The 6,120-nt window shown below is 71.7% G+C and carries 4 protein-coding genes; all 4 read left to right on the top strand.

Features of this window, described 5'->3' with window-relative positions:
- On the top strand, positions 1 to 2,535 hold a 2,535-nt coding region (locus ACWC9T_RS23015; RefSeq protein WP_449822918.1), incomplete at its 5' end, for a multifunctional oxoglutarate decarboxylase/oxoglutarate dehydrogenase thiamine pyrophosphate-binding subunit/dihydrolipoyllysine-residue succinyltransferase subunit.
- Positions 2,536 to 2,777: 242 nt separating this feature from the next.
- Entirely contained in the window at positions 2,778 to 4,757 is a 1,980-nt protein-coding gene (locus ACWC9T_RS23010) for a protein kinase domain-containing protein (RefSeq protein WP_449822917.1), read from the top strand.
- A gap of 50 nt (positions 4,758 to 4,807) precedes the next feature.
- A complete protein-coding gene (locus tag ACWC9T_RS23005; RefSeq protein WP_207810531.1) occupies positions 4,808 to 4,987 on the top strand; it encodes a DUF6104 family protein in 180 nt (59 codons plus the stop codon).
- A 193-nt stretch (positions 4,988 to 5,180) separates the two neighbouring features.
- Positions 5,181 to 6,119 carry a DUF4097 family beta strand repeat-containing protein gene (locus ACWC9T_RS23000; RefSeq protein ID WP_449822916.1) on the top strand — a complete coding sequence of 313 codons (939 nt, stop codon included), beginning with the start codon at positions 5,181 to 5,183 and terminating at the stop codon, positions 6,117 to 6,119.
- Position 6,120 lies beyond the last annotated feature (1 nt).

Genomic DNA, 6,120 nt, shown 5'->3' with positions numbered 1-6,120 from the left:
ATGGAGCTCATCCACTCCTACCGGGTCCGCGGCCACCTGATGGCCGACACCGACCCGCTGGAGTACAAGCAGCGCAAGCACCCCGACCTGGACGTCACCACGCACGGCCTCACCCTGTGGGACCTGGAGCGCGAGTTCGCGGTCGGCGGCTTCGGCGGCCAGAAGATGATGAAGCTGCGCGACATCCTCGGCCTGCTGCGCAACACCTACTGCCGCACCGTCGGCATCGAGTACATGCACATCCAGGACCCGAAGCAGCGCAAGTGGCTGCAGGAGCGCCTGGAGAAGCCGTACGCGAAGCCGGAGCGCGAGGAGCAGCTGCGGATCCTGCGCCGCCTGAACTCGGCCGAGGCCTTCGAGACCTTCCTGCAGACCAAGTACGTCGGCCAGAAGCGCTTCTCGCTGGAGGGCGGCGAGTCGCTGATCGCGCTGCTGGACGCGACCATCGACGCCGCCGCGGAGCACCGCCTCGACGAGGCCGTCATCGGCATGGCCCACCGCGGCCGCCTGAACGTGCTGGCCAACATCGTCGGCAAGCCGTACGGCAAGATCTTCGGCGAGTTCGAGGGCAACCTCGACCCGAAGTCGATGCACGGCTCCGGCGACGTCAAGTACCACCTGGGCGCCGAGGGCACCTTCACCGGCCTGGACGGCGAGACCATCAAGGTCTCGCTCGCCGCGAACCCCTCCCACCTGGAGGCCGTGGACCCGGTCGTCGAGGGCATCGCCCGCGCCAAGCAGGACATCCTGGACCAGGGCGGCACCACCTTCCCGGTGCTGCCGATCCAGATCCACGGTGACGCGGCCTTCGCCGGCCAGGGCGTCGTCGCGGAGACCCTGAACATGTCGCAGCTGCGCGGCTACCGCACCGGCGGCACCGTGCACGTCGTGGTGAACAACCAGGTCGGCTTCACCGCCGCCCCGGCGTCCTCGCGCTCCTCGATGTACTGCACCGACGTGGCCCGCATGATCGAGGCCCCGATCTTCCACGTGAACGGCGACGACCCGGAGGCCGTGGTCCGCGTCGCGCGGCTCGCCTTCGAGTTCCGCCAGGAGTTCCACAAGGACGTGGTGATCGACCTCATCTGCTACCGCCGCCGCGGTCACAACGAGGCCGACAACCCGTCGTTCACCCAGCCGCTGATGTACGACCTGATCGACAAGAAGCGCTCGGTGCGCAAGCTGTACACCGAGGGCCTGATCGGTCGCGGCGACATCACCATGGAAGAGGCGGAGCAGGCGCTCCAGGACTTCCAGGGCCAGCTGGAGAAGGTCTTCGCCGAGGTCCGCGACGCTGCCCAGGCACCGGCCGGTGCCACCGCCGGCAAGCCGGTCGCCGACTTCCCGGTCTCCATCCAGACCGGCATCTCCCAGGAGATGGTCAAGCGGATCGCCGCCTCCCAGGTCAACCACCCGGACTGGCTGACCGTCCACCCCCGCCTGCTGCCGCAGCTGCAGCGCCGCGCCGCCTCGGTCGAGGACAACACCATCGACTGGGCGATGGGCGAGACCCTCGCCATCGGCTCGCTGCTCATGGAGGGCCACCCGGTCCGCCTGGCCGGCCAGGACAGCCGCCGCGGCACCTTCGGCCAGCGCCACGCCGTCCTGATCGACCGCAAGACCGGCGAGGACTACACCCCGCTGCAGTACCTCACCGAGGACCAGGCCCGCTACACCGTCTACGACAGCCTGCTGTCGGAGTACGCGGCCATGGGCTTCGAGTACGGCTACTCACTGACCCGCCCGAACGCGCTGGTCATGTGGGAAGCACAGTTCGGCGACTTCGTCAACGGCGCACAGACCATGGTGGACGAGTACATCGCCTCCGCCGAACAGAAGTGGGGCCAGCACTCCGGCGTCACCCTGCTGCTGCCGCACGGCTACGAAGGCCAGGGCCCGGACCACTCCTCCGCCCGCCCGGAACGCTTCCTCCAGCTCTGCGCGCAGAACAACATGACCGTCGCGATGCCGACCCTGCCGTCGAACTACTTCCACCTGCTGCGCTGGCAGGCGCACAACCCGCACCACAAGCCGCTCGTCGTCTTCACCCCGAAGTCGATGCTGCGCCTGAAGGCCGCGGCCAGTGCGACCGAGGAGTTCCTGTCCGGCTCGTTCCGCCCGGTCATCGGCGACACCGCCGTCGACCCGGCGCAGGTGCGCAAGGTGGTCATCACCGCCGGCAAGTTCTACTACGACCTGGAGGCCGCCCGCGCCGAGCGCGGCGTCACCGACACCGCGATCGTCCGGGTCGAGCGGCTCTACCCGCTGCCGGTGGCCGAGCTCCAGGAGGAACTGGCCCGCTACGGCGACAACGTCCAGTTCGTCTGGGCGCAGGAGGAGCCGGACAACCAGGGTGCCTGGCCGTTCATCGCGATGAACCTGGTCGACCACCTGCAGGTCGTCATCGGCCGCAGCGCCGGCGGCTCCCGCCTGCGCCGCGTCGCCCGCACCACCGCCTCGTCCCCGGCGGTCGGCTCGGCCAAGCGGCACGCCGCCGAGCAGCAGGCGCTGATCGAGGAGGTCTTCGCGCTCTGACGCGCTGAGGCCCCGCACCGCTGAAACGCCCGCGGCCCCCGTCCCCCGACCAGGGAGGCGGGGGCCGCGGGCGTTCTGTCGTGCCCGGGGAAAGGTCGCAGCTCTGCAACCAAACGCGGACTGGCCTGCACGGTTTCCTGACGGGTCGATAGGTTATGGCTCGCCAGATTGCCGCCCGGCGCCCGTCATCGCGCCCGCGGCCCGGCCGAACGACCTCACCGCTCTCCCAGGGGGATCACCACATGACCGCCGACACGCCGCAGCCCGGCAAGCTTCCTCCGGTCTTCCAGCCACTCCTCCCGGACGACCCCCGGGAGGTCGGCGGCTACCGGCTGTTCGCCCGGCTCGGCGCCGGCGGCATGGGCCGGGTCTACCTCTCGTACACTCCGGGCGGGCGCCCGGTGGCGCTCAAGGTGGTCCGCCCCGAGTTCGCCGAGGACGGCGAGTTCCGCCGCCGGTTCGCCCAGGAGGTCAGCAACGCCCAGCGGATCCACGGGCTGTACACCGCCCAGGTGATCGACTCCGGCGGCCTGGACTCGGACGCCCCCTGGCTGGTCACCGCGTACGTCCCGGGCCCGTCCCTGCAGCAGGTGGTGCGCGAGAACGGCGCGCTGCCGGTCCGCACCGTCCTGCTGCTGATGGGCGGCATCGCCGAGGCGCTGCAGGCGATCCACAGCGTCGAGGTGGTCCACCGCGACCTCAAGCCCGCCAACGTGCTGGTCGCCGGGGACGGCCCGCGGGTGATCGACTTCGGCATCGCCCGGGCCGCCGACGCCACCGCGCTGACCGGCACCGGCTACCGGATCGGCTCCCCCGCCTTCATGTCCCCCGAGCAGGCCCAGGGCCGAGCGGTCACCCCCGCCACCGACGTCTTCGCGCTCGGTGCCCTGGCCGCGTACGTGGCCGGCGGCACCGCGCCGTTCGGCGACGGGCCGGACACCGCGGTGCTCTACCGGGTGGTGCACGAGGAGGCGGACCTGGAGGCCGTCCCGGCGGACCTGCGCGAACTGATCCAGCGCTGCCTGGCGAAGTCCCCGGAGGACCGCCCCAAGCCCGCCGAGATCATCCAGGCCGCCCGCAACCACCCGGAGGTCGGCGGCCAGCTGCGGTTCGGCGACGACTGGCTGCCGCGGCAGGTCAACACCGAGATCACCCGCCGCTCCGACCTGCCCAGGACTCCGCCGACCCCGCTGCCGGCCGCGCCCGCCACTGCGCCGCCGGCCCCTGCCACCCCGCCGCCCGCCGCCCCGGCCGCTCCCCCGCAGCCGACCCACCCGGCCACCGCGGTGACCCACGCCCCGCAGCAGCCGGCCACGCCCCCGCCGGGCTTCGCCCCGCCGCCGCTCGGCGCGTACGGCGCCCCGCAGCCGCCCACCGAGACGCCGACCGCCCCGGTGCTGCCCACCCCGCCGACCGTCCAGCTCCAGCCGGAGCAGCCGTCCTTCGACACCCCGCCGCCCGGCCCGGTGGTCACCGCCGTCACCCCGGCACCGCCCGAGCCCGAGCCCAGGCGCAAGGGCGGGGTGTCCTGGAAGGTCCTGCTCACCGTCGCCCTGGTGATGGCGATCGGCGGCACCGCGGGCGGCGTGGTGCTGATGAAGAAGCTGGACGACGGCAAGAAGCCGACCGCGAGCACCACCCCGGCCCCCGCGGTGACCGTCACCCAGAGCAATCCGAACCCGGCGCTTAGCCAGGGCGACTCCGTCTCCGGCCCGAGTGCCACCGCATCCGACGCGCCGGTGACGGCCGTGCCCTCGAAGTCCGGCCCGAGCACCGTCTCCGCCCCCGCCCGACCGGCTGGCTACACCCTGCTGCTGGACAAGAAGGCGCTCTCGATCCCGGCCGCCGAGTACTCCTCCGACGCGTACCGGATCGACCTGAACGCCGGCACGGTGGTACCGCGCAGCGGCTCCAGCGACCTGAAGTGGGGGCTCGGCGTCACCAACACCGGCAGTGGCAGCAAGGCCAACTCCTTCGAGAGTTCGGGGGACGAGAAGTCCGACTTCGCCGTGATCACCGAGCCGACGGTGACGGCCGAGCAGTGCGCCGCCGCGATCGACTCCCGGCCGGACACCGACCTGACCTACAACCGGGTCGCGCCCGGCCGCCTGCTCTGCATCCGCGACCGGGTGACCCGGAACATCGCCATCGCCGCGATCACCACCGCCGACCCGACCACGGGTGCCGCCTCGGCGACCGTCAGCACCTGGCGGGCCAGCTGACCGACGGGTCTATCCTGACCAGGTCAATCCCCATCGGACCGGAGCGAACCGTGTACTTCACCGACCGAGGCATCGAGGAGCTGGAGAACCGGCGCGGCGAGGAGGAGGTCACCTTCGAGTGGCTGGCCGAGCGCCTGCGCGAGTTCGTCGACCTCAACCCGGACTTCGAGATCCCGGTCGAGCGGCTGGCCACCTGGCTGGCCCGGCTCGACGACGAGGACGACGAGTGACCCGGTGACCGCCGGACGAAGGGCCCGGGAGGCAACCGCCTCCCGGGCCCTTCGCATGTCCCCGTAGGGGTCGGCTCCGGGATGTCTCCGGGGCGGGATCGGGGGCGGAACCGCTTGCTTTTCCCGGCACGCGATATATCGTCTTTAGAAGAGAACGCGATACATCGCGATCGCTGAACGGGAGGCGGCAGAGATGAGCCAGTGGACGATCGAGGGCCCCGGCAGGACCACCGTGCCCGAGGAGGTGCGCGCGCTGCACGTACGCGTCATCGACGGCTCGGTGAACGTGGTCGCGGCCGAGGGGCCGGCCCGCCTGGAGGTCACCGGGCTCAAGGGCGAGCCGCTGCACGTGACCCTGGTGGACGGCGTCCTGACGGTCACGTACAAGGACATCAACAGCTGGGGCGAGTTCGGCGAGTGGATCAAGTCGGTCGGCTCGGTCCGCGCCTTCTTCGACTCCTTCAAGCGCAAGCGCTCCGTCGCGGTCACCCTGACCGTCCCGGCTGGCACCGACGTCAAGGTCGGCACCGTGTCCGCCGACGCCACCGTCACCGGTGTCGAGGGCCACGTCTCGGTGCAGAGCGCCAGCGGCGACACCACCCTGGCCGGGCTGACCGGCCGGATCGACGCCAGCACCGTGACCGGCGACGTGGACGCCCAGGCGGTGGGCGGGCGGCTCAAGGTCAACAGCGTCTCCGGGCAGCTCACCCTGATCGCCGGCACCGCCGACAAGGTCCAGGCCAACACCGTCACCGGCGCCGTCACCCTGGACCTCGACGTGGCCGGCGGGACGGACGTCAAGGTCAACACCGTCAGCGGCGCCGTCGTGGTCCGCATCCCCTCGCTGGCCGACGCCACCGTCGTGGCCGGCTCCACCAGCGGCGAGGTCTCCAGCACCTTCGACGAGCTGAAGATGAGCAGCACCTGGGGCGCCAAGAAAATCTCCGGCCAGCTCGGCGAGGGCCGCGGCAGCCTCAACGTCACCACCGTCTCCGGCGCGGTCACCGTGCTGCGCCGCCCCGAGCCCGAGGACGACGTCCCGGCGGTGGTCAGGGAGCTCCCGGCCGCCCCCGGCTCCGACACGCCCGGCTCCGACACGCCCGCGGGGCCCGATCTCACCAAGGAGGCCTGAG

It is taken from the genome of Kitasatospora sp. NPDC001159 (assembly GCF_053598235.1).
This window is presented reverse-complemented; position numbering and strand designations above follow the sequence as displayed.

Coding starts and splice junctions, on each gene's coding strand:
- ACWC9T_RS23000 (WP_449822916.1), top strand. CDS start 5,181: ATGAGCCAGTGGACGATCGAGGGCCCCGGCAGGACCACCGTGCCCGAG.
- ACWC9T_RS23010 (WP_449822917.1), top strand. CDS start 2,778: ATGACCGCCGACACGCCGCAGCCCGGCAAGCTTCCTCCGGTCTTCCAG.